Source organism: Pseudomonas sp. 05N432, from assembly GCF_056396945.1.
The window spans coordinates 1-20,798 of record NZ_JBFTMM010000023.1 but is presented as its reverse complement, the minus strand read 5'-3'; the positions used below and the strand labels follow the sequence as shown (position 1 = coordinate 20,798).

General features: G+C 55.1%; 15 protein-coding genes and 3 pseudogenes. 5 read left to right on the top strand and 13 right to left on the bottom strand.

Annotated elements, in window-relative coordinates; translation table 11 throughout:
* Positions 1 to 4 precede the first annotated feature (4 nt).
* From AC1DHT_RS25665 to gcvA, 4 genes are all read right to left on the bottom strand, one after another.
* Complete coding sequence (locus AC1DHT_RS25665) at positions 5 to 1,279, bottom strand: ABC transporter permease (RefSeq protein WP_427542538.1); 1,275 nt, start codon at positions 1,277 to 1,279, stop codon at positions 5 to 7.
* Between the two features lie 39 nt (positions 1,280 to 1,318).
* Positions 1,319 to 2,401 (bottom strand): ABC transporter ATP-binding protein, encoded by a 1,083-nt coding sequence (locus tag AC1DHT_RS25660; protein WP_041983772.1) that lies wholly within the window; start codon positions 2,399 to 2,401, stop codon positions 1,319 to 1,321.
* Between the two features lie 114 nt (positions 2,402 to 2,515).
* Positions 2,516 to 3,571: an ABC transporter substrate-binding protein gene (locus AC1DHT_RS25655; RefSeq protein ID WP_192343076.1), complete on the bottom strand. Its 1,056-nt coding sequence runs from the start codon at positions 3,569 to 3,571 to the stop codon at positions 2,516 to 2,518.
* Positions 3,572 to 3,802: 231 nt separating this feature from the next.
* Complete coding sequence (gcvA, locus tag AC1DHT_RS25650) at positions 3,803 to 4,702, bottom strand: transcriptional regulator GcvA (protein ID WP_427542543.1); 900 nt, start codon at positions 4,700 to 4,702, stop codon at positions 3,803 to 3,805.
* Between the two features lie 281 nt (positions 4,703 to 4,983).
* Here gcvA and AC1DHT_RS25645 point away from each other — a divergent pair, with 281 nt between their 5' ends.
* The 4 genes and pseudogenes from AC1DHT_RS25645 to AC1DHT_RS25630 all read left to right on the top strand — a co-directional run.
* Positions 4,984 to 7,482: a CoA transferase gene (locus AC1DHT_RS25645; protein WP_427542546.1), complete on the top strand. Its 2,499-nt coding sequence runs from the start codon at positions 4,984 to 4,986 to the stop codon at positions 7,480 to 7,482.
* A gap of 132 nt (positions 7,483 to 7,614) precedes the next feature.
* Positions 7,615 to 8,772: an iron-containing alcohol dehydrogenase gene (locus tag AC1DHT_RS25640; RefSeq protein ID WP_041983780.1), complete on the top strand. Its 1,158-nt coding sequence runs from the start codon at positions 7,615 to 7,617 to the stop codon at positions 8,770 to 8,772.
* A 71-nt stretch (positions 8,773 to 8,843) separates the two neighbouring features.
* Positions 8,844 to 10,340 (top strand): CoA-acylating methylmalonate-semialdehyde dehydrogenase, encoded by a 1,497-nt coding sequence (locus AC1DHT_RS25635; protein WP_349746043.1) that lies wholly within the window; start codon positions 8,844 to 8,846, stop codon positions 10,338 to 10,340.
* A 59-nt stretch (positions 10,341 to 10,399) separates the two neighbouring features.
* Positions 10,400 to 10,648 (top strand): annotated as a pseudogene (locus AC1DHT_RS25630) (histone-like nucleoid-structuring protein, MvaT/MvaU family); the annotation flags it as partial.
* A gap of 18 nt (positions 10,649 to 10,666) precedes the next feature.
* Here the strand turns inward: AC1DHT_RS25630 and AC1DHT_RS25625 are convergent.
* From AC1DHT_RS25625 to gbdR (AC1DHT_RS25585), 9 genes and pseudogenes are all read right to left on the bottom strand, one after another.
* Positions 10,667 to 10,776 (bottom strand): annotated as a pseudogene (locus tag AC1DHT_RS25625) (SDR family oxidoreductase); the annotation flags it as partial.
* Between the two features lie 60 nt (positions 10,777 to 10,836).
* A complete protein-coding gene (locus AC1DHT_RS25620) occupies positions 10,837 to 11,016 on the bottom strand; it encodes a DUF1289 domain-containing protein (protein ID WP_081013822.1) in 180 nt (59 codons plus the stop codon).
* A gap of 193 nt (positions 11,017 to 11,209) precedes the next feature.
* Positions 11,210 to 12,505, bottom strand: a complete 1,296-nt coding sequence (gene tcuC / locus AC1DHT_RS25615; protein WP_427542551.1) for an MFS transporter — start codon at positions 12,503 to 12,505, stop codon at positions 11,210 to 11,212.
* A gap of 50 nt (positions 12,506 to 12,555) precedes the next feature.
* The gene (gene tcuB, locus AC1DHT_RS25610) at positions 12,556 to 13,713 is read right to left on the bottom strand and encodes a tricarballylate utilization 4Fe-4S protein TcuB (RefSeq protein ID WP_427542554.1); all 1,158 of its coding nucleotides are present in this window, start codon (positions 13,711 to 13,713) and stop codon (positions 12,556 to 12,558) included.
* Positions 13,700 to 15,151, bottom strand: a complete 1,452-nt coding sequence (tcuA, locus tag AC1DHT_RS25605; RefSeq protein WP_477761520.1) for an FAD-dependent tricarballylate dehydrogenase TcuA — start codon at positions 15,149 to 15,151, stop codon at positions 13,700 to 13,702. Before tcuA ends, tcuB begins: the two co-directional genes overlap by 14 nt.
* 173 nt (positions 15,152 to 15,324) lie before the next feature.
* On the bottom strand, positions 15,325 to 16,260 hold the full coding sequence (locus AC1DHT_RS25600; RefSeq protein WP_427542560.1) for a LysR family transcriptional regulator: 936 nt from the start codon (positions 16,258 to 16,260) through the stop codon (positions 15,325 to 15,327).
* A 1,138-nt stretch (positions 16,261 to 17,398) separates the two neighbouring features.
* Positions 17,399 to 18,502 carry a choline metabolism transcriptional regulator GbdR gene (gene gbdR / locus AC1DHT_RS25595; protein WP_427542563.1) on the bottom strand — a complete coding sequence of 368 codons (1,104 nt, stop codon included), beginning with the start codon at positions 18,500 to 18,502 and terminating at the stop codon, positions 17,399 to 17,401.
* Positions 18,503 to 18,751: 249 nt separating this feature from the next.
* Positions 18,752 to 18,883 (bottom strand): type 2 periplasmic-binding domain-containing protein, encoded by a 132-nt coding sequence (locus AC1DHT_RS25590; RefSeq protein ID WP_427542566.1) that lies wholly within the window; start codon positions 18,881 to 18,883, stop codon positions 18,752 to 18,754.
* Between the two features lie 35 nt (positions 18,884 to 18,918).
* A complete protein-coding gene (gene gbdR / locus AC1DHT_RS25585; RefSeq protein WP_427542569.1) occupies positions 18,919 to 20,022 on the bottom strand; it encodes a choline metabolism transcriptional regulator GbdR in 1,104 nt (367 codons plus the stop codon).
* 652 nt (positions 20,023 to 20,674) lie between these two features.
* On the opposite strand from gbdR (AC1DHT_RS25585), the pseudogene AC1DHT_RS25580 reads away from it, so the two are divergent.
* Positions 20,675 to 20,798: pseudogene (locus AC1DHT_RS25580) on the top strand (NAD(P)(+) transhydrogenase (Re/Si-specific) subunit alpha); the annotation flags it as partial.

Here is a 20,798-nt window from a genome sequence, read left to right as displayed (position 1 = left end):
TCGATTACCCCAGTTTCATATTGTTGATGCCCACGACCCGGTCATAAATCCAGTACAGCACCAGGACAATCATCAGGAGGATGGACGCGATGGCGGCGGCCAGTCCCCAGTTCAGGGAGGTCTGCATGTGGTAAGCAATGAAATTGCTGATGACTTGTCCGGTACGCCCACCCACCAACGCCGGAGTGATGTAGTACCCCGTCGCCAGAATGAACACCAGGATGCCTCCAGCGCTCAATCCAGGCAGAGACAAGGGAAAATAGATCTGCACAAAAGTGCGGAACGAACTGGCGCCCATGGAGTGCGCTGCACGGGTATAGGTTGTGTCGATGCTTTTCATGACGCTGAACATCGGCAGCACCATGAAAGGCAGAAGAATGTGGGTCATAGCAATGACCGTTCCGAACATGTTGTACATGAGTTCGAGTGGCTGGTTGATCAATCCCATGCTGTTCAACGTGCTGTTCAGCACACCGTTGGATTGCAAGATCACCATCCAGGCGCTGGTGCGTACCAGAAGTGATGTCCAGAACGGCAACAGCACCATGACCATCAACAGGTTGCTGGTTTTTGCTGGAAGGGTGGCGAGCATGTAGGCCAGCGGGTAACCCAGGATCATGCACAGCGCCGTGATACCCAGTGCAACCATCAAGGTCTTGATCAGAATGCTGACGTAGATGCGTCGGCTCTCAGGTTGTTGAACGACCTTACCTTGGTCGTCATAACGTAAGTCCAAGGCCGCGAGATAGTTAGTTGCGGAGTAGGCTGGCGCCATTTTCTTCAACTGCATCCAGGTGCCGATCTGCCCCCAGCGCTTGTCGATGCCGGTCATTGTGGTGTTAAACGCACCTGGCACGACGACCTTGCTGGCTAGGCCACGTGCAGTGCGGGCCATCAGGCTCTTGGCGTCACCCATCACCCTACTGAGATCGGAGCCGACACTGTCCAATTGTCGGGCCTCTTGCAGGGCGAGGATTTCATGACCCACGGTGGCGAACAACTGCTCGTCTGGCAAGGCTGTGCCCTCCCAGTTGGCTAATGCGGCTGCGGTCTGTGGCATCGCCGTGGAAAGGGTCGGGTTTTGAATGCTGCGCAGCAACATCGCGCCGATAGGCATCAAGAAAAATACCGTAATGAATGCCAGCAATGGGACGACCAATAGCAGTGATTTGGTCTTGTTTAGACGTTCTGCCCGGTCAAGGCTGGACTTCAGATCTCCTTGAGGTAGGGTTTCGCTGACTGTCTCTAGCATGGGGCTGACGGTATATGAGTTGTTCATCTGGGTGCTCCGGCAAAACAGTAAAATCGTTGTAGGGCCTCAGGCGTCAAGCGCCCGACAGTCGTCGGCTGACCAACCCACATCAATGCAAGTACCGGCTTGGGGAGCAGCGTGTCCTGCGGTGTTGACCATCTTGACGATGAACTCGTCGTTGCCTGCCAGTTTCAAGCGCGCTCGCAAGTGATCACCGTGATAAATGATCTCCTCAATGCGGGCCGGCATATGGTTGTCGTACTCACCTGGACGTGCGCCAATCTGCACGCGCTCAGGACGAATCGACAGTGTGGTGGTCGAGCTGACAGGGTGGATATTGACGGCCAGCGCCTTGACGAGGTGCTCACCAACACGCACCTGGCAGTAACGTTCCTGGCGCTCGATAATCTGCCCCATCAGCCGGTTGTTCTCGCCGATGAAACTCGCGACAAATGCGGTCTGCGGTTTTTCGTAAAGGTCGGACGGATTGGCCAGTTGCTGGACAATTCCATCGTTAAAGACTGCGATGCGATCCGACATCGTAAGGGCTTCAGTCTGATCGTGAGTAACGTACACAACTGTGATGCCGAGCTGTTTTGACAGACGCTTGATTTCATATTGCATCTGTTCACGAAGCTGTTTGTCCAGCGCTCCAAGCGGTTCATCCATCAGCACCAAACGTGGCTCGAAGATTAATGCGCGGGCCAGTGCAACACGCTGTTTCTGACCGCCAGACAGCTGAGCCGGCATTCGCTTTGCGAATTGTCCCAAGGCCACCAGGTCAAGTGATTTACGCACCCGGTCTTCGATGTCTTGCCGCGACAATTTGCGCACTCTCAGTGGGAAGGCGAGGTTTTCTTCAATGGTCATGTGAGGGAAAAGGGCATAGTTCTGAAACACCATGCCGATACCGCGCTTTTGCGGAGCTATATCATTTACCGGTTTTTCATCAATGCAAATTTGCCCATGAGTCACGGTCTCGAACCCCGCCAACATCATCAAACATGTCGTCTTGCCGGAACCCGAAGGGCCAAGCATGGTGACGAACTCACCCTGTTCGATTTCGAGGTTGAAGTTTTTGACGACCAGATGTTCGCCGTCATAACTCTTCTGCACATTTCGAAAGCTAACGAATGATTCAGTACGCATGGGAGATATCTCTTGTTATTGGTGCTGTAGAGGAGCCGGGCACGAAAAGTCGCCCGGGCCCGCCAAAGGGGGTGTGTCAGGTGTGCTGCGGCAAGGTTGTGGTTGAGTTTTTGGTTACTTGGACAGCCAAGCGTTGAAGCGCTCATTCAATTCGTCTGCATGGTCTCCCCACCACTGGGAGTCCACCTGGAGTGCGCTGGCAAAGTTTTCAGGGCTAGTAGGCAAGTTGGGTTTGACCTTTGGGTCTACCAAGGCTTGCGCGGAGAGTCGTGTAGGGCCATAGGCGATATAGTTACTTTGGTCAGCCAGTACCGAGCTTTGAGTGGCAAACTTCAAAAAATCCATCGCCTGATCTTTTTTCGGATTGCCGGCAGGGACTACCCAAGCCTCCATGTCATACATCTGACCATCCCACACGATTTTGAACGGCTGCTGCTCTTTCTGCTGCGCAATCACGATACGCCCGCTATAAGCCGAGATCATGCTGACCTCGCCATCGGCTAGCAGTTGCGGCGCTTGTGCCCCGGCTTCCCACCAGATGGTGTCCTTTTTGATTGTGTCGAGCTTGGCAAAAGCTCGATCCAGGCCATCTTCAGTCCCCAGCATTTCGTACACCTTTTCACGGGGCACACCGTCGGCCATCAGCGCCCATTCAAGATTGACTTGAGGTGCTTTACGCAGTGCTCGCTTGCCTGGGAAGCGCTTGGTGTCGAAAAAGTCTTTCAGGGTATGGGGCTGTTCGCCCTTGAAGGCTTTGGTGTTGTAGGCCATGACTGTCGACCAAACGTAACTCGCCACGCCGCATTCCGTCAGGGCTCCTGGCAGAAAGTCCTTTGCAGCAGGTGTTCCATCCGGTGCAGGTGCCAGGGTGGCTGGGTCAATTCGTTCAAGCAGGCCGTTGTTACAGGCACGAATGACGTTCGGTATTTCAGCATCGACTACGTCCCAAGTGACCTTTTTGCTGTCTACCTGAGTCTTGATTTGCGCGATGCCCCCGGAATAGTCCTCCGAAATCACCCGGGTACCAGTGGCGGCAGTGAAGGGTTTGTGTGCGGCTTGGATCTGGGCATTTGTCAGGTTGCCGCCGTAGGACACAACCGTGAGAGTGTTTTCTGCGTAAGCGCTGCAGGACACTATGCCGGTTAGCAAAAGAAACGTTGCGCTTTTCATGCGTGAGACCCCTCGTTTTTATTTTTGTGGGAAACCGTCACGAGCTCTTTGCACGGGGGTGCGTGAGCAACCGAAGAGACGATCAGGGCTTTACTCTCGGCAAAAAAATCCGAAGGTAAAAGCAATAAAAAAAAGCTCAATGGGGCGATTTTTTTTATGGGCGCACAAAAATTATCTATTGATGGGTAAAGTGAAGGGCGTTCAGGCATTCAGGGATTCAAAATCACTTCCTCATTCTTCGCTACGCGCGGCGGACGCTTCTTCCATCAGCCAACTTGCGAAAGCTGCCGCTTGGGGATTGACGATTTTGTGCGGGGAATACACTAAGTAAAACGCTTCTGAGGTTTTGAATTTTGCAGTCAAAGGGGCGATGAGTTGTCCTGATTCAAGATACTGCTCGACGAGCGATGATCGCGCCAAGGCAACGCCTTGACCCAGCTCTGCCATTTTCAGTGCGGAAATAAGCGTGTCGAACTGCAGTCCTTGGGATGAGTCAATGTCCTCGGCCTTGGCCTTTTTCAACCAATAGCCCCATCCCTCCTCATAACCCAAGACATGCAGAAGTTCGTGATGACGAAGGTCTTTTGGGGTTTTCAAGGGTTTTTGCATTGTGGGCAAATCAGGGGCGCACACAGGGAACAACAAATCCCAAGTCAGACGTTCACTCTTCAGACCAGTCCATTTTCCACTGCCATAGCGAATTTCCAGATCGGATTCGAGATCGGTTTCGCCCATCCAGATGTTGCTGGTGATGCGCAAATTGACATCTGGATGGTGCTCACGAAATCGCGGCAGACGACCCGCCAGCCAGTGAGTAAAGAAAACCAGACTGCTGCGCACTGTGAGTACCTTCCGGTGCCCTTGACCGAATATTTCATCGGTCGCTGCTGCCAGACGCTCCACCGATTCATGGACAACGGGTAGAAAGGCTAAGCCAGGCTCCGTCAGTTCCAAGCCTCTAGGTAGACGCTTAAACAACGCTGCGCCGAGCTGCGATTCCAGCGCTTTGATCTGCTGACTGACGGCTGCCTGAGTGAGACTCAGTTCTACAGCCGCCTCCGTAAAGCTGAGGTGACGAGCGGCTGACTCGAACGCGCGCAACCAGTTGAGCGGAGGTAGTCGCTTCTTCATGGCTCAAAATTCTCTGAGGAAAAGTGCCTGGCTGTGGGGCGAGCCAGCGTACGTCTTGTAGCGGTCATCCATAAATCCTACTCCTATCGCATAAAAAAAATGAACCCATAGGGTTTTTTTTTATTGCTTTCGCAGTCCCCAACTTTTCTCGAAAGTAACTCCCAGATCGCCACTCAATGGGCCAAGCCTGAAACGCTTTGAACCTCTGCAGACGGCTTCTGAAAACCTAAACCCTGCGTGAAAGCTTGAAGAAGCAGGACAATAAAAATAACGGGTGAAACATGACAAACCTCAGTCAGCTACCCCTTTGCGGTGTGAACGTTATCGATTTTGGCCAATACATTGCCGGCCCCGCTGTCGCGATGATACTGGGTGATCTCGGGGCCACGGTCATTCATATTGATCCACCCGCTGGCCCGCTCTGGGATAGCCCGGCGAATGCCGTCCTCAACCGAAACAAGCAATGCTTACGCTTGGACTTGAAGTCCCCTGAGGGTTTGCACCACGCCAGGCAGATGATCGCAAAAGCCGACATCGTGATTGAGAACTTCCGTCCTGGCGTGATGAAAAAACTGGGGCTGGATTTTTCCGAGTTGCGTCGTGAACACCCGCAACTGATCACCTTGTCCATTCCAGGTTTTGCAACGAATGATGAACTCCGAAGCCAATGGCGTGCCACTGAGTCAATTATCGCTTCAGCCTCAGGGGTTTTCACTGATATGGGGCAAAATCGGGTATTGATGGGCATTAACCCGAGCTTTTCGCCACTGCCACTCGCATCCGCTTACGGCACTATGCTCGCCGTCTCGGCTGTGGTGCTGGCATTGCAATCCAGACAACGCACTGGCATGGGTGATGAGATCGAAGTGCCGCTCGCTTCGGCGGTCATGGAGGGACTTTCTTACAACTCAATCAAGATCGACGGCTATCCAGCGCGCTACAAAACCTTGCGTGAAAAAGAGATTGAGCGTCGGCGAGCCGAGAACCTGCCGATGAACCTCAGTTATGAGGATTTGCAGGAGTACCTCGACCCCTTCTACCGTACCTATGAATGTGCTGACGGACGCAAATTCTACGCAGTTTGCCCTTCCCATCGCTCGCATGCCAAACGCTGCCTACAGGCAATGGGTTTGTACGAGGAAATGCTCGCTGCGGGTCTTCCTAAAGTTGAAGATCCTTACCTGCCATTTGCGCAATGGGAAGGTGATGCCTCACTTGGTGTTTATCCGCTTCCAGCTCACTGGGCGAAGGTTATCTCGGCGCGCATGAAGGAAGTCTTCCTGACCAAGACGGCTGCGCAATGGGAAAAAATCTTCGGTGAAGGGCAGTTTCCTGGTGCTCCTCATCGTTCAACTCAAGAGTGGTTGCACGATGAGCATGCAAACACTGCAGGCTTAGTGGTCGACGTCACTGACTATCAATATGGGCTGATGAAACAGCCCGGCGCTATAGCCTGGCTGGAAGACAGTGCAGAGTTGATGTTGTCTCCGCTCTCACGACGAGAAGTTAGTATCGAGGAGGCATTGGCCACCTTGAGTGAAGGCACTCGCGAGGAGTTGCCAGCCGTAAATCAGCCATGTTCAAAAGGATGGCTGGACGGTGTTCGTATCCTCGACCTGACCAACGTGATTGCCGGCCCGCACTCGACCTCATTCCTCGGGCGATTCGGTGCTGATGTCATCAAGCTTGACCCCACCAAGCCAAATTACGATCCATGGAACACCGTGGTATTCGGTATGTCTTCGGCGCGCGGTAAGCAAAGCGTGTTGGTCGACCTCAATCAAGAGGAGGGGCGTGAGGTATTCGATAGGTTGGTGAAGTCAGTGGATGTCATTGTCATGAATGCGCCTGATCGCCAACTGGCGCCTTTAGGGTTAGATGAAGCCAGCCTGAAGGCGGTGAATCCTGAGGTGATTTTCTGCCAGTTGGACTGCTTCGGTGGCCCGCGCCGTGGCCCTAGAACTGACTACTTGGGTTACGACGATCTCATCCAGGCCACGACCGGCATCATGCTGCGGTTTGGTGGCGGTATGCAGACCCCGGAAGAACATGCTCATGTTGGCACCATTGATGTGATGTGCGGTTTCGCTGCTGCGCTTGGCGTGGCCACAGCGTTGTATCAAAAGTCCAGAACAGGCAAGGTCAGCCGAGCTCGGACGTCACTGGCTGCCTTGGGCAACCTGGTTCAAGTTCCTTTCTGTTACGACTACTCGGGGCGCGCACCTTTTGATGAGCCGGCGGGTCGTGAGGTGTTGGGTTATAGCGATCTGTCGCGTTTCTATCGAACGGCTGACGGTTGGCTATACCTCGATGCAGATTCAGCGGATCTGGGCAGACTGGATGCAGTTCAAGGCTTGAACGGCCTGTCTGCGGCAGGTGACCACGTGGCTTTCCTCAGAGCAGCTCTGGCCAAGGTGGCGGGAGAAACCTGGCAACGCCGTTTGCAGGAAGCCGGAGTCGCCGCTGCTGTCCCGGATAACATCGACAATCTCCGCAATCGCTACAGCCGACCTGCTGACAACTACCCGGGCACTGACAATGGGAGCTACTCGTTCAGTGTCTATGCCGATCATCCGAGTGGGCGCTGCGTAACTCAGCTCGATCCCTTTGCCATACGCCCGCGCCATGCGGCGATCCGCAGCCTTTCACCAGCAGAAAAATTTGGCGCTTCAACCAGATCTGTCTTGGGTGAACTCGGTTACAGCGAAAGTGAAGTTGACGCTCTCATGACCCGCAGCGTTATCAGCGACAGCTGGAGCCAAGAGTATTTGCCCAGCTGACATTCCCGTCAGAGGTTAAGGGTAAGAAGTTTCACAAATGCCCATCTACCTCGGCGACTTCCATCACAAGAAAAATAGGGGGCGGCACTCTCCTGGAGTCGACGCCCCCACAGGGAAACTTTCGGAGGCAACATGTCGAATCAAATAGTTCTGCCGCGCATCCTGCAGGTGGGCGCCAAGGCCAGCGAGGCCATTCCAGATGTGCTCGCTAGCCTGGGTTGCCATCGACCATTGATCATCACTGACAAAATGATGGTGCAACTCGGTTACGCCGGTCGTATCCAGGATGTACTTGCAAGCAAAGGTTTGAGCGCCGACGTTTTCGCCGACACTGTTCCTGAGCCCACGGTCGATTCGATTCGTGCCGGTGTTGAACATGCTAGATCGGGCGACTATGACAGCATCATTGCATTGGGTGGTGGCAGTCCAATCGACAGTGCCAAAGCCATTGGCATTCTCGCCAAGTTCGGTGGCGAGATGCGTGACTATAAATTTCCACGGCAGGTGAGCGAGCAAGGCTTGCCGATCATTGCAGTACCGACCACAGCTGGTACCGGTTCGGAAGTTACCCGTTTCACCATCATTACTGATGAACAGAACGACGAAAAAATGCTCTGCGTAGGCATCGGGTTTATGCCCGTGGCCGCATTGGTCGACTACACCCTTACGCTCTCCCTGCCAGCTCGTGTCACGGCTGATACCGGTATCGATGCACTAACCCACGCCATTGAGGCCTATGTAAGCCTCAAAGCCAACCTCTACAGTGACAGTCAGGCGCTGGCCGCTATGCGCCTGATTGGCCCGAACTTGCGCCGGGCCTATCACGCAGGCCAGGACATTGCAGCGCGCGAGGCGCTGATGCTGGGATCTACTTTGGCCGGCGTTGCGTTTTCGGCAGCCTCGGTTGCCCTGGTGCATGGTATGAGCCGCCCGATTGGAGCTTTTTTCCATGTGCCACACGGACTTTCCAACGCGATGCTGCTGCCAGGCGTAACAGCTTTCTCCATCCCAGGCGCCCCAAAACGTTACGCCGATTGTGCACGGGCCATTGGTGTTGCGACCGTTGAGGACAGCGACGACAGCGCCAACGCTAAGTTGCTCGTCGAACTGCAAGCCCTCAATGACGAGCTGCAAGTTCCTACACCTGAAGGCTTTGGCATCAGTCGCGCACGCTTCTTCGAACTGATGCCAATTATGGCTGAGCAAGCCCTCGCATCCGGTTCACCGGGCAACAATCCTCGGGTGCCTTCGGTCGACGAGATGATCGAGCTCTACCGAAACCTCTGGTAGCCAAAACGATAACCACGCCTCTTTATCACTTCAGCGGTAACTGCCGCGCACATAAAATAAGGAACACTCACATGATTACTGTAGGTCATCTGATCAACGGCCAGATTGTCACTGACACTGAGCGCACTCAGGACGTGTTCAATCCTGCGACGGGCGAAGTCACCAAACAGGTTGCGCTGGCCTCGAAACTAACGGTCGAAAAAGCCATTGCTGCCGCTGAAGCGGCTTTTCCTGAGTGGCGCAACACACCACCTATCAAGCGCGCGCGGGTGATGTTTCGCTTCAAAGAACTGCTTGAGCAGAATGCCGAACGTATCTGCCAAATGATTGGTGAAGAGCACGGGAAAATTGTCCACGATGCCATGGGCGAGCTTCAGCGGGGCATCGAAAATGTTGAATATGCGTGTGGTGTGCCCGAGTTGCTCAAAGGGGAACACAGCAAAAATGTTGGCCCCAATATCGATTCTTGGAGTGAGTTCCAACCGCTGGGGGTAGTTGCTGGAATCACGCCATTCAACTTCCCTGCGATGGTGCCGCTGTGGATGTTTCCTATGGCGATTGCCTGCGGTAACTGCTTCATCCTGAAGCCCTCCGAGCGCGATCCAAGTTCGACCCTGTTTATCGCCCAACTGCTGCAGGAAGCTGGTTTGCCGAATGGCGTCATGAGCGTGGTTAATGGTGACAAGGAGGCCGTTGATACCTTGCTCCACGACCATCGTGTCCAGGCGGTAAGTTTTGTAGGCTCGACACCAATCGCTGAGTACATCTACCGGACGGCTGCGGCAAATGGCAAACGTTGCCAGGCATTGGGTGGAGCAAAAAACCACGCCATCGTCATGCCAGATGCGGACATCGATAATGCGGTCAACCAGTTGGTGGGGGCTGCATTTGGATCATCAGGGGAACGATGCATGGCTCTGTCTGTAGCGGTCACAGTAGGTGATGCAACAGCCGATGCCTTGATCAGTAAAATGCGCGAAGCAATGACCCGTCTCAAGGTCGGCGCCTATCAAGACAAGAGCAACGACTTCGGCCCTCTGATCACTCGCCAACATCAGCAAAAAGTGATCGGATACATCGACAGTGCAGAAGAGGAGGGCGCAGAGGTCGTAGTGGATGGTCGAAACATTCAGGTTCCAGCTTGCGAGAACGGTTTTTTTGTTGGGGGGACATTGATCGATCAAGTCAAACCCGGCATGCGCTGCTACGAGGAAGAGATCTTCGGGCCGGTGCTGTTGATCGTGCGTGCGCAGAGTATGCAAGAGGCGATGCAACTGATCGATGCTCATGAATACGGTAATGGCACCTGTATCTTCACTCGCGATGGTGAAGCTGCCCGATACTTCTCTGACAACATCAAGGTCGGCATGGTCGGTGTCAACGTACCGCTCCCAGTACCTGTCGCCTATCATAGTTTTGGTGGCTGGAAACGCTCGTTGTTCGGCGATTTGCATGCCTACGGCCCGGATGCGGTTCGCTTCTATAGCAAGCGTAAAACGGTCACCCAGCGCTGGCCGTCTTCGGGAATTCGGGAGGGAGTCGAGTTCTCTATGCCGACGATGAAGTGAATCCCCTTATCTGAGGTGACCTAAATGCAAGCTTCGAATCTTTGCTGACCAGGTGATTTCAATTTGAGTACGAAAGGGCCCTTCAAGGGCCCTTTTTGTTAGATGTGAAAGAAGTGATATGCCGAGCTTTTAGTCGCGCATCAGCAGCCGAGTCCAAGACCGGGGCTCGTAAACCACGCCAAGTGAAGGTCTACAAAAAACCGCACACCGGCGAAGTCGTTGAGACCAAAGGCGGCAATCACCGGACGCTGAAAGAGTGGAAGGCTGAATACGGCACTGCCACGGTCGAGTCCTGGCTGACCAAGTGATGTTGGATTGAGTACACAGTATTGGGCCGTCACACCGTCGTCCATGAGGAGTCACTGCCGGTGATAAACGTTCTTTCAGGCCCCATGAGCAGGGCAGCTACAGCACCTACTTCATCGGGCGTTCCTCCGCACTTGGCTGTCGGAAATGCAGTTACCGAGCCAAAGCGGTTATCTAGGGCAGATGACTATCAGTGCGCTTTCTTTAGACTCTTCAAACGCACATTCGCCCTTTGCACAGCGGCCATTTTTTCAGGCCGCTTCATGCGTTTCCACTTCCTGATGTCTTCCTTGCTACGCCCGCAACTCACACACAGATCGCCGCTCAACTGGCAAACCGAAATGCATGGATTTTCGATTTCTTTAGCCATCGTCAATAACCCTGGGGCACGCGTGACTGCGCAAGGCGCTTCTGCCAATCGCCACCATGAGTGCGTTGGCATTCTTCCTCAGAGTCGAATCGGACAGTGTGATCTGATGGCGTCACGTAGACGAGTCAATGCAGGCCAAGGCGCGATATTTATTCAGCGCAACGTCCTGAGATCCACCGAGCCCTCTCTTTCATCAAACGTTGACTGGCACTGCTTTTTGCCTGCGATACAGGATCGTCGTCGCTGTGAACCCACACAACGCAGCAAACATTAGCCAGTAGGCGGGCGACGCCTTGTCACCTGTTGCCTGCACCAGGATTGTTGATACGGCGGGTGTAAAACCGCCAAACACAGCCGTTGCCAAACTGAATGCCAGTGAAAATCCTACGACTCGTACGTTCTGAGGCATTACCTCAGTCAATGCAGCAACCATCGCGCCGTTGTAAATGCCAAAGAAAAAAGAGAAGTACAGCAGCACGGCGAGCAGTCGTTCGAAGCTTGCCGCCGCGGCCAGCCAATGCATGGCGGGATAGGCGGTGAAGATGCACAGCAAGGAGACCGCCAGCAACAAGGGGCGGCGTCCGATGCGATCAGAGATCGTACCGCCGATGGGCAGCCAGATGAAGTTGCTCAGGCCGACGAAGAGCGTGACCACCAGACTGTCGCTGGTGCTCAGGTTCAGTACAGATCGACCGAAAGTCGGGGTGTAGACGGTAATGAGATAGAACGTGGTGGTGGTCATCGACGCCAACAGACCACCCGCGAGTACCGTGCGCCAGTTGTCCCGCATCGAGCGAAAGACTTCACTGGCGCTTGGGTGATGGCTACGCGCTTTGAATGCATCGGTTTCCTGTAGCGAGCGGCGAATGATGAAGATGAACGGGATAATCAGGCAACCAATGAAGAATGGGATACGCCAGCCCCAGGCTGCAACGTCGGCGGCCTCCATAGACGCGTTAATCGTATAGCCCAACGCAGCCGCAAGAATGATCGCCACTTGTTGGCTGGCCGACTGCCAACTGGTATAGAAACCCCGGCGTCCGGGCGTGGCGATTTCAGCCAGGTACACGGAAACACCACCCATTTCCGCACCTGCGGAGAATCCCTGCAACAGTCGCCCGAGCAACACCAATATCGGCGCTGCGATGCCTATGCTGGCGTAGCCCGGAACCAAGGCGATCAAGACCGTGCCCGCGGCCATGATCGACAGCGTCACGATCAGCCCCTTTCGCCGGCCCACCTTGTCGATGTATGCGCCCAGCACGATAGCGCCCAGCGGCCGCATCAGAAATCCCGAGCCGAATACGGCGAAGGTCATCATTAACGAGGCGAACTCGCTGGTGGTAGGAAAGAACGTCTGGGAGATGTAGCTCGCGTAAAACCCGAACAGAAAGAAGTCGAACTGTTCGAGAAAGTTGCCGCTGGTGACCCGCAGGATGGCGCCCAGCTTCGACCCCTTGGATCGGCTGTCTTGAGTTGTTTTTTTCATTATGGTTACCCAGGTGATCAATATTGTTATTGGAATGAGTGGTTCTACGATCAGTCGCTACCTGCGTTGATCGGGTTGGGTTGGCGTTTTTCGATGGAGTACTTGAGCAGCGCGGCGCTGCGGAAGATGCCATGGGCGAATTTGCTGTACGGCATGGTCAGGAAAAACGCCATGACCAAGCCGAGATGGATCGCCAGCATCAAGCCCAGGGCAGCGCTTTCGCGAAACGCCAGGAGTGCTAGGCCGCTGGCGCTGACTAGAAACAGCAGCGCGATAAAGCCACGATCCATGGGTTTCTGATTGTCGTCGCCGTGCTCAGGGTTGCGACGCAGGTTCAACCACAACAGGCCTGCGGGGCCTATCAGCAGGCCGACTCCACCTGCAATGCCCAGCATCACCGGCAAGCTCAGGACGGGGTAGGGCGCCGACCAGTCCAGAAGGAAATGGTAGAGCGTGGCGACCCCAGTGGCTGCGAAGCACAGCATGAAGCCGTAGAAGGTGAAGTGGTGGAAGCGCCGCCGCCACAGGGTGAACTGATCATCGGCGTTATTGCAGCCCTCGCCATGACCCCCGTCCAGGTATTTGAGTCGGGCGACGTTGGCCGTGGCCTCCAGTGCAGCGGCTGTCTTTTCCTGCTGGGGCGCATCCGCCGGTGAAACGTTGCGCCAGAAACGCCGTACTCCAATCGTCAACGCAAGTACCGAGAAACCGAAAACCGCACCGAACATAAGTGCCAGGGTGTTATGCGGGAAGATCCCGTAGAAATTCCCCCCTGGCATTGCGGTAAACAGATTGCCCATCACCATCAACGTGAGGCAGAGGAACAGTGCCAACCCCGCACCGGATGCCAGCGCCAGAGCCAACCCGTTGCGCCGGTACAACTTGCCCATCACCTGTGGCCAGGCGTACTCGGCATAAGTGTCGAGGCGGACTTTGGCCATGGCCTTGGGCACATTGATTTCGAATTCGTGAGGGGCAGCGTACTGACAGGCATGCAGGCATGCGCCGCAGTTATGGCAAAGGTTCGCCAGGTAATGGATATCCGCCTGAGAAAACTCCAGACGTCGTGTCATGGCCGGAAATACAGCGCAGAAGCCCTCGCAGTAACGGCAGGCATTGCAAACGGTCATTTGTCGCTGAACTTCGCTTTCATCAAGGTTGAGTACGGGAATCAAATTACCCGGTGCCTTGGGATCAAACAGCTGCATGTTGGGGCTCCGTGGAGGAAGGGGTCAGGAAGCCGGCCGCAGCCGCGGCTTGCACACCGGCGATGCGACCGAATGCGGTGCCAATGRCCATGCCGATGCCGGCGGTATAGCCCTTGCCCAATACGTTGCCCGCCATCATTTCTCCTGCGACAAACAGGTTGGGGCTAGCCTCGCCGTTGAAGTGAACGGCGGCGGTATCGTCGGTAGCCAGCCCCAGATAGGTGAAGGTCACGCCTGGCTTAAGTGGGTAGGCGCAGAAGGGGGGCTTTACCAATGGGCGGGCCCAATGGGTTTTGGCGGGTGTCAAACCTTCTGTGTGGCAATCGTCCAACGCGGTGTGGTCGAACGTGCCGACGCGGCAGGCTGCGTTATATTCCTCGATGGTTTTGACAAATTGCGTCACGGGAAGCTTCAACTGGCGGGCCAGGTCTTGCAGGGAGTTGGCTTTAGTGCCCGGAAACACCGGAGGCATGAAACGGCCGAGGGCTTGTTGGTCGATGATCGAGTAGGCCTGTTGACCGGGTTGACCCGCCACCAGGCGGCCCCAGATCGCATAGCGCTTGGGCCAGAAATCCTCGCCTTCGTCATAGAAGCGTTCGCCGTCGCGATTGACCACCACGCCCAGCGATACGCAATCGATACGGGTACAGATACCACCGTCATACAGGGGCGCACGGGCATCGATGGCCACCATGTGCGCTTGGGTTGGGTCACCGATAAAATCGGCGCCCAAGCTCTGCATGCGCCGAAGCAGTACACCGGTATTGAAGCGCGTCCCGCGAATCAAAAAATTGTCTGACGGCCATTCTCCGCGATCGTTTTGACCCCAAGCCTCACGGAGCCACTCGCGGTTCGACTCGAAACCGCCAGCCGCCAGAACGCATGTCTTGGCCTGGATCCGCTCGGCGGGCAAACGCTGACCATTGGCCTCGCGTTCACCAATGTGGGCTGCGACGAATGCTCCGCCCTTCATCTCAATGTCAGTGACTTGAGCGTTGTAGCGGATCTTGACGCCCAGCCGCTCGGCGCTACGGAAGTACGAATTAACCAACGCTTTGCCGCCGCCCATGAAAAACGCATTGGTACGCGCAACATGTAGGGCACCAGACAACGACGGCTGAAAATGCACACCATGGGAGCGCATCCAGTCACGGCAGTTCGACGAGGCGCGGATGACAATACGTGCAAGCTTTTCGTTAGTAATCCCACCGGTGACTTTCAGCAGATCCTGCCAATATTCTTCTTCGGGATAGGCATCGACCAACACATCTTGCGGTGCGTCGTGCATACATCGCAGGTTTCGGGTGTGTTGCGAGTTGCCACCGCGCCAGATTTTCGGTGCGCCCTCCAGCAGCATCACGCTAGCGCCAGCCTCTCGCGCCATCAACGCTGCACACAAGGCGGCATTGCCGCCGCCAATTACTAATACGTCGATCATCATCACTCCTCAATCGCAAGGAGGCATGAACGAAGTGCTCCTCGCGAGTGGGGAGAAGGTAGAGCTGTCAGCTTATTGTCGAAAGGCGCGAAATGAGTGGGGGTGTTTAGTTTTCGTAAAGGCTTTGGTGCGGACACCCCAGTATTGGAAACCGGGAAGAGGGTGCGCCGGGATCATGACGCGACGTCCTCAATCCACGACGCTCCCGGCCAATGTTGATCAACGACCAACTGTCGAGCGACATCGGTGATGACCAGTCGCGCCGCCAGAGCAGCGGGAGACAGCTCATCATCAGGCAGTGTCGCCAGCAGGTTTCGTCGACCTACGTGAGCATCGGAAATTTCCACCACTGAAAGTCCCGACTCACCTTTGAGCGCCGCTGCCGCACCGGGCTGGATGGTGGCAGCATGACCTGCGCGTACGGCGTTCATCAATACGGCAAGACCATCCACTTCCATGATGATGTTGGGAGCCAATCCCGAGCGTTCAAACGCAACCATCAGCGTAGAACGCAAACCGTGTTGCGCACTCGGCATTACCAGTGGAAGTTGCCCCAGATCCGCCAGTTGCACGCTGGTTCCTTGTGGTGCGTGGGGCAGGTGCGGTGAGCTGATGACAAATAGTTTTTCGTCGAGCAGCGGTGTCACGCTCCAGCGCTTACCACCTTCGAGTTGAAACAGAATGGCCAGGTCGATCTGGCGAGCATTGAGTTGTGTGGCCAAATGCCCGGACAGCATCTCGACCAGGTGCAATTGGATATCCGGGTAGCGCTCTCGCATCGCGTTGATCAATGGCAGGGCAAGAACAGTGGCAGTCGTGGGCGCCATTCCGACGGTGACGTACCCACTCATTCGCCCACGGTGAGCGGCCATGATCGCATTTTCGGCTTGCCGCAAACACAGCTGGGCATGGTGTAGGAACGCCATACCGGAGCTGGTAGGTGTGACGCCAGTAGTGGTGCGATTAAGGAGGCGGGTTGACAGCTCACTTTCAAGTTTCGCGATCTGTTGGCTAAGGGCTGATACGCCGACGTCCAGTTCAAGAGCTGCGCGCCCCAAGCTGCCGTGTTCGAGGATTTTTACGAAATATCGCAGTTGTCTTAATTCCAAACGTCGCCGCTCCACGTCAAATTGTTGTTGGAATGCCTATCGATTACCGCGGCGACCACCAAACCGCAAGACAATATAGGAGAGGGCCTGAAAATGATTTTGAGATTCGTTGTTGTCCCTGATCGCCTTATTGGCTTGCTCAGGAGTCCAACTGTGGGCCAGCCAAGCAAGATATCGCTGGCAGTACCATAAGCTAACAAACGGAAGACAGGACGCATCTATAGCCTCAAGCCGGGCAGTGAGTTCGTTATTTTCCGGAAATTGATCCAGCCCCGATGGTCGCCATTGGGCGTAGTAAGATTAGAAACAGTTTCGGAGAATTGTAGACGGTCAGCTTTCGCTTTAGGCAACACAGGTCAATGGACGCAAATCTTAGCGTGACTCTGAAGAGAGATGTCTACGCTCATGAAAAACCAGTCAGCACAGGTTCGTGAAAAAACCGACACAGAATCGCGGAAATGGACAAGGAGGAAAGTTCCGCCCTGACACATCATTTAACATAATATACATTATGCGTTCCTTAGGGTTCTTACGTGGGGGGCTCGGGTGGTCAGATTTGAAGCCTGACGCGCGTCTTATCGCACACGCCTGAGCGATAACCTTCATCTGTTGGCAGATATCCGATCAGGCATGAACGAACTGGTTTTCATCCTGGTTAGCTCTCGCTGCCTGAAGTAATTGTATGAGTCGAGCCTTTTGTCTCTCGTTCACGGATTTGCTTTCTGACTTCAAATACCGCGCTGAGTGAAATCTGCAGCTTCCAGCATAGAGTTGGTGCGCAGATTTCAAGGGTGGCCATACGCGGAAATGACCAACTCCGGCTGTTTACATGCAGATGCGGAATGTACCGTGGAGCTGTTGCTACCACGAAATATTCCGGAAACTTCGCCATAATTTAGCTCGAGGAAAAGCTCAGTAAAATTCTAGTGCGGTGCTGTTGTAAATCACAATTTTGACTTGTTAACCATCGTGGTTAACAAGTCAAAAAACAAGTTTACAGAAGGGTGCTTTATCTACCTGTAAACCTTGATATTTCTAGCGTTCCTAGATTTTCAACTTCCTGATAATGTCCTGAAACTTCGATACAAAGTCTTCAATAGACGAAGCCCCCTCCTCCCCTCCTTTGAGTGATACAAATCTATATCCGGACGCTGGCAAAGGTTGATTCATTGCGGGCCTGGCTGAGCGTCGACATTGCTCTAGACAATGGTGACAGCACCAAGGCTTGTGGCAACGGAATCAACGCCACTTGTTGCGCGGTGTTGGAGCCGACGCGCTCGTCGCGTGGCGGAATGCCGTAGTATTCGCGGTAGCACTTGGAGAAGTGTGGCGTGGATATGAACCCACAGATAGACGCCACTTCAATGATCGACATTGGTGTCTGCTTGAGCAACTGCCGCGCACGCACCAAACGCAGTTTCAGGTAATAACGCGACGGCGAGCAGTGCAGGTATTTCTGGAACAGCCGCTCCAGCTGACGACGTGAAACAGCGACGTACACCGCTAGCTCATCGAGGTCGATCGGCTCTTCAAGGTTGGCCTCCATCAGCGCGACGATTTCCTGCAACTTCGGCTGATTGGTGCCCAGCATGTGCTTGAGCGGTACGCGCTGATGATCTTGTTCGTTACGGATGCGCTCGTAGACAAACATTTCCGAAATCGCCGCCGACAGTTCGCGGCCGTGGTCGCGGCTGATCAGGTGCAGCATCATGTCCAGTGGCGCGGTGCCGCCGGAGCTGGTGAAACGGTTACGGTCCAGAGTGAACAGACGCGTGCTCATGACCACCCGCGGGAAAGCTTCCTGCATCGACGCCAGGCACTCCCAGTGCACGCTGCAATCGAAACCGTCCAGCAGACCGGCGCAGGCCAGGGCCCAACTGCCGGTGCAGACTGCACCGAGGCGGCGCGACTGACGGGCCTGGCTTTGCAGCCACGACACGTGCTCACGGGTCACCGTGCGTTGAATGCCGATGCCGCCACAGACAATCACGGTGTCCATGGGCGGGGCTTTGTGCATGGACGCATCCGGTGTGATTTGCAGGCCGTCACTGGCCCAGACCTGACCGCCGTCAGCGGTGAGGGTGCTCCAGCGATACAACTCGCGACCAGATAGTTGGTTGGCCATGCGTAGCGGCTCGACCGCCGAGGCCAGGGAAATCAGCGTGAAATTGTCCAGCAACAGAAAGCCGATGGATTGTGGGATGCGGTTTTGGGGGTGGGCCCCGGAGTTTTGCGACATCATTGAGGTATCTCCTCACACAGGACAGATCATGGCCCCAGACGCAGGCTCTTTTTATTACCTGTCCAGCAAATGGCGGGCTACTGGCAGTGACGTGAGCAAGCGTCATGCCAAAGACAAATTGAGCTCCAATGACTTTTAGAAATTAACCCCACCATTTTTTGATTATAGAAGGTCGCAAGAGCAATTAGTTGCAAGTGGCAAGGGCTGAGTTAGCACCTTTATTCATGAGAAATGAGCAATTCAGTACCATTAGGCACTGCCATCGCGGTGAGGTCCGACAAACTCATGCCCCCAGACTTCCTTGAAGCGTACTGACTTGCGCGAGACCAGTGCATGGCCGACAGGTACGACCAAAGTCAGTTCGTCATTACGATCAGGCACCGTTTCCAGACATTGGTGGGATTAAATCCCGACATCTATATCCGGACGCTGGCAAAGGTTGATTCGTTGCGGGCCTGGCTGAGCGCCGACAGCGGTCCGGACAGCTGCGACAGCACCAGAGCTTGCGGGATCGGCATCATCGCCACTTGTTGCGCGGTGTTGGAGCTTACACGCTCGTCGCGTGGCGGAATGCCGTAGTACTCGCGGTAGCACTTGGAGAAGTGTGGTGTGGACACGAAGCCACAGACCGAGGCCACTTCGATGATCGACATCGGCGTTTGCTTGAGCAACTGCCGGGCGCGGATCAGCCGTAGCTTAAGGTAGTAACGCGACGGCGAGCAGTGCAGGTATTTCTGGAACAGCCGCTCCAGCTGACGCCGCGACACGGAGACGTACACCGCCAGTTCGCCAAGGTCGATCGGCTCTTCAAGGTTTGCGTCCATCAGCGCAACGATTTCCTGCAACTTCGGCTGATTGGTGCCGAGCATGTGCTTGAGCGGCACGCGCTGGTGATCCTGCTCGTTGCGGATGCGCTCATAGACAAACATTTCCGAGATCGCCGCCGACAGCTCACGGCCGTGATCGCGGCTGATCAAATGCAGCATCATGTCCAATGGCGCGGTGCCACCGGAGCTGGTGAAACGGTTACGGTCCAGGGTGAACAGACGCGTGCTCATGACCACCCGCGGGAAAGCTTCCTGCATGGCCGCCAGACACTCCCAGTGCACGCTGCAATCGAAGCCGTCGAGCAAACCGGCACCGGCGAGGGCCCAACTGCCGGTGCACACCGCACCCAGGCGTTTGGACTGACGCGCCTGACTCTGTAGCCATGACACGTGTGCGCGGGTCACCGTCTGCTGAATGCCTATACCACCACAGACGATCACAGTGTCGAGAGTCGGTGCTTTGTGCATAGCGGCGTCAGGGGTGATCTGCAAGCCGTCGCTGGCCCAGACCTGACCGCCGTCGGCGGTGAGGGTCGTCCAGCGATACAGCTCGCGACCGGACAATTGGTTGGCCATACGCAGGGGTTCGACGGCGGAGGCCAGAGAAATCAGCGTGAAATTGTCCAGCAGTAAAAAACCGATGGACTGAGGCGCATGGTTCTGGGATTTAGCTCCGGAGTTGAACGTCGTCATCGCGGTATCTCCTAACGCAAAGCAGGTGAATGGCCTCAGGCGGAGGCTCTTTTTATTGCCCATCCAAAGCAGGGTGGGCTATTTGTAATTACCTGCAAAAGTCACGCCCAAGTTAACTGGACCTTTCCATGCATTCAAAAAACGACACCACGATGTCTCTATTTGGAGGGTCGCAAGGGCTTGGGTTAAAAGTGGAAAAACCTGAATCAGTGCCTCTGCTTATAGGCGGTGGGCATTACGGTAGCAGTTGTGGGAAAGGACTCCTGGGAACAACAACGTGTTTGTCACCGACACGCAGCGGTCGGTTTTCGAACAATGCATCCGCCCATTTCTGATCCAGCACGAACCGAGCAAAAAGCGCTTGCTTATCCCCCCAATGGACTGGCGAGCAAAAATGCTTTGAATGCGACCATCACCCCTACAGCCCGCGACCTATAAAGGATTTAAGGCTGTTAATGCGACATTCTGTCACAGGGTTGCATGTAGTTAATTTTATGCTCCCTCCCATAATCCGTCCCTGAAGGGCGTTATGTTCGCCCGCAAAATGTCGTTCCCCGCCCTGAGTTGGCGGGATCGTGCTGATCGGCCRCCCCAGCCGCACCCTCCGCAGTGCGCTGGCCTTCCAAGAATAAGATCAAGCAGGAGATTTGACGTGCACATTGGTGTTCCTCTCGAAACCCAGACCGGTGAAACGCGGGTTGCTGCAACCCCGGAAACCATCAAGAAGCTGATCGGCCAGGGTCATAAGGTCACTGTGCAAAGCGGCGCCGGCATTA

Bases quoted from the DNA above. Each gene is read 5' to 3' on its own strand.
- AC1DHT_RS25665 (WP_427542538.1), bottom strand. From the start codon at position 1,279: ATGAACAACTCATATACCGTCAGCCCCATGCTAGAGACAGTCAGCGAA.
- AC1DHT_RS25660 (WP_041983772.1), bottom strand. From the start codon at position 2,401: ATGCGTACTGAATCATTCGTTAGCTTTCGAAATGTGCAGAAGAGTTAT.
- AC1DHT_RS25655 (WP_192343076.1), bottom strand. From the start codon at position 3,571: ATGAAAAGCGCAACGTTTCTTTTGCTAACCGGCATAGTGTCCTGCAGC.
- gcvA (WP_427542543.1), bottom strand. From the start codon at position 4,702: ATGAAGAAGCGACTACCTCCGCTCAACTGGTTGCGCGCGTTCGAGTCA.
- AC1DHT_RS25645 (WP_427542546.1), top strand. From the start codon at position 4,984: ATGACAAACCTCAGTCAGCTACCCCTTTGCGGTGTGAACGTTATCGAT.
- AC1DHT_RS25640 (WP_041983780.1), top strand. From the start codon at position 7,615: ATGTCGAATCAAATAGTTCTGCCGCGCATCCTGCAGGTGGGCGCCAAG.
- AC1DHT_RS25635 (WP_349746043.1), top strand. From the start codon at position 8,844: ATGATTACTGTAGGTCATCTGATCAACGGCCAGATTGTCACTGACACT.
- AC1DHT_RS25620 (WP_081013822.1), bottom strand. From the start codon at position 11,016: ATGGCTAAAGAAATCGAAAATCCATGCATTTCGGTTTGCCAGTTGAGC.
- tcuC (WP_427542551.1), bottom strand. From the start codon at position 12,505: ATGAAAAAAACAACTCAAGACAGCCGATCCAAGGGGTCGAAGCTGGGC.
- tcuB (WP_427542554.1), bottom strand. From the start codon at position 13,713: ATGCAGCTGTTTGATCCCAAGGCACCGGGTAATTTGATTCCCGTACTC.
- gbdR (WP_427542563.1), bottom strand. From the start codon at position 18,502: ATGATGTCGCAAAACTCCGGGGCCCACCCCCAAAACCGCATCCCACAA.
- gbdR (WP_427542569.1), bottom strand. From the start codon at position 20,022: ATGACGACGTTCAACTCCGGAGCTAAATCCCAGAACCATGCGCCTCAG.